At 77.8% G+C, this 1,435-nt stretch carries 2 protein-coding genes; both read left to right on the forward strand.

Annotated features, from left to right (window positions below; all coding sequences use genetic code 11):
* The first annotated feature begins 186 nt into the window (after positions 1-186).
* A complete protein-coding gene (locus tag ABZS66_RS61715; RefSeq protein WP_354774298.1) occupies positions 187-1,143 on the forward strand; it encodes a glycosyltransferase in 957 nt (318 codons plus the stop codon).
* On the forward strand, positions 1,136-1,315 hold the full coding sequence (locus ABZS66_RS61720) for a hypothetical protein (RefSeq protein ID WP_354774300.1): 180 nt from the start codon (positions 1,136-1,138) through the stop codon (positions 1,313-1,315). Before ABZS66_RS61715 ends, ABZS66_RS61720 begins: the two co-directional genes overlap by 8 nt.
* Positions 1,316-1,435 lie beyond the last annotated feature (120 nt).

Consider the following 1,435-nt stretch of genomic DNA (forward strand, 5'->3'; position numbering starts at 1 on the left):
CCTCGTCGCCTACCTCGCCGCCGGCCTGCTCTTCCTCCTCGGCGCCGCCGGCCTCGTCCACGCGGTCCGCACCCCCGCCAGCGCCGGGTTCGCGGTCCCCGAGGCTCCCGGCAAGGACCTCGTCGACGCCTGACCCGTCCTGAGCCCCGGACCTCCTCGCGAGGTCCGGGGCCTTACTGTGGCGGCATGCGGGTGCTGTTCGCGAGCCTGGCGTCGGCCGGGCATGCCCTTCCGCTCGTGCCGCTCGCGGTCGCCGCGCAGGCGGCCGGGCACGAGGTGCACTTCGCCGTCGGGGAGGAGATGCACGCGGCGCTCGGGCGGCGCGGGCTGGCGGCCTTCCGGCCGGCCGACGCGTTCTACGAGATCTACGCCGACGACCTCGCGGACGACCTCGCCCGGCTGCGGCCGGACCTCGTCGTGCCCGGGTGGGGCGTGCCCGGCGTGGCGGTCGCGGCCGACCGGGCCGGGATCGCGTCGCTCTGGCACGGGTTCGGGCGGCTGTTCCCCGACGGTATCGGCCTCGCCCGGCCCGCCGGCGACCGGCCGCACGTCGACGTGTGCCCGCCCTCGCTGCAGGACCCGGCGTTCGTTCGATCCGCCGAGCGCATCCCGATGCGGCCGGTGGCGGCCCGTGCCGAGGGAGGGGCGCCGATCGTGTACCTCACCTTCGGTACCGCATTCGGCAGCGCGGAGCTGATCCGGACCGCCGTCGCGGGTCTCGCCGGGCTCGGCCTGCCCGTGGTCGTGGCGGCCGGGCGGGTGCCGGTCGACGAGCTCGACGACCTGCCCAGCCTCGTCACCGTGCTGCCGTGGGCGGCGCAGGACCGGCTGCTCGCCCGGGCCGACCTCGTCGTGCACCACGGCGGCAGCGGTACCACGCTCGGCGCGCTCGCGGCCGGAGTGCCGCAGCTGGTCCTGCCGCAGGGCGCCGACCAGTTCGCCAACGCCGACACGCTCGTGGCGGCCGGTGCGGCGCTGCAGCTGCGCGACGGCGAGGTGACCGCCGGCGCCGTCGCCGAGCTGGCCCACCGGCTGCGGACCGGCGAGCACCGCGACGCGGCCCGGGCCGTCGCCGGCGAGATCGCCCGCATGCCCGCGCCGGAGGACGTCGCGCGCGACCTTGTACGGTACGTGCGTGCATGAGCGGCTCCCCGCGGCCGAGGCGTGGCTGCACTGGTGGGACGGCGACCCGTTCCGCGCCGCGGCGACCGAGCTGCTTACCGGCGGGTACCGGGCGCTCGGCCGCGACGCGCTCGCCGAGATCGTCGAGGTGCACCACGCCAACCGGGACCTGCGCTCGGTCGACGTGCTCTGACGCCGGCCCGCCGCGTCACCGCTGCCGCAGGGCCGCCTCGACGATCCGGAGCGCCTCGCCGGGGTCGAGGCCGAGGCCGGCGACCACGGCGGCGTACTCGTCGGCGGCCCGCCGGGCCCG

This window comes from Dactylosporangium sp. NPDC005572 (genome assembly GCF_040605515.1).
Classification (GTDB): Bacteria; Actinomycetota; Actinomycetes; order Mycobacteriales; family Micromonosporaceae; genus Dactylosporangium.

Excerpts from the sequence above, each read along its gene's own strand:
- ABZS66_RS61715 (WP_354774298.1), top strand. The coding sequence starts at position 187 with ATGCGGGTGCTGTTCGCGAGCCTGGCGTCGGCCGGGCATGCCCTTCCG.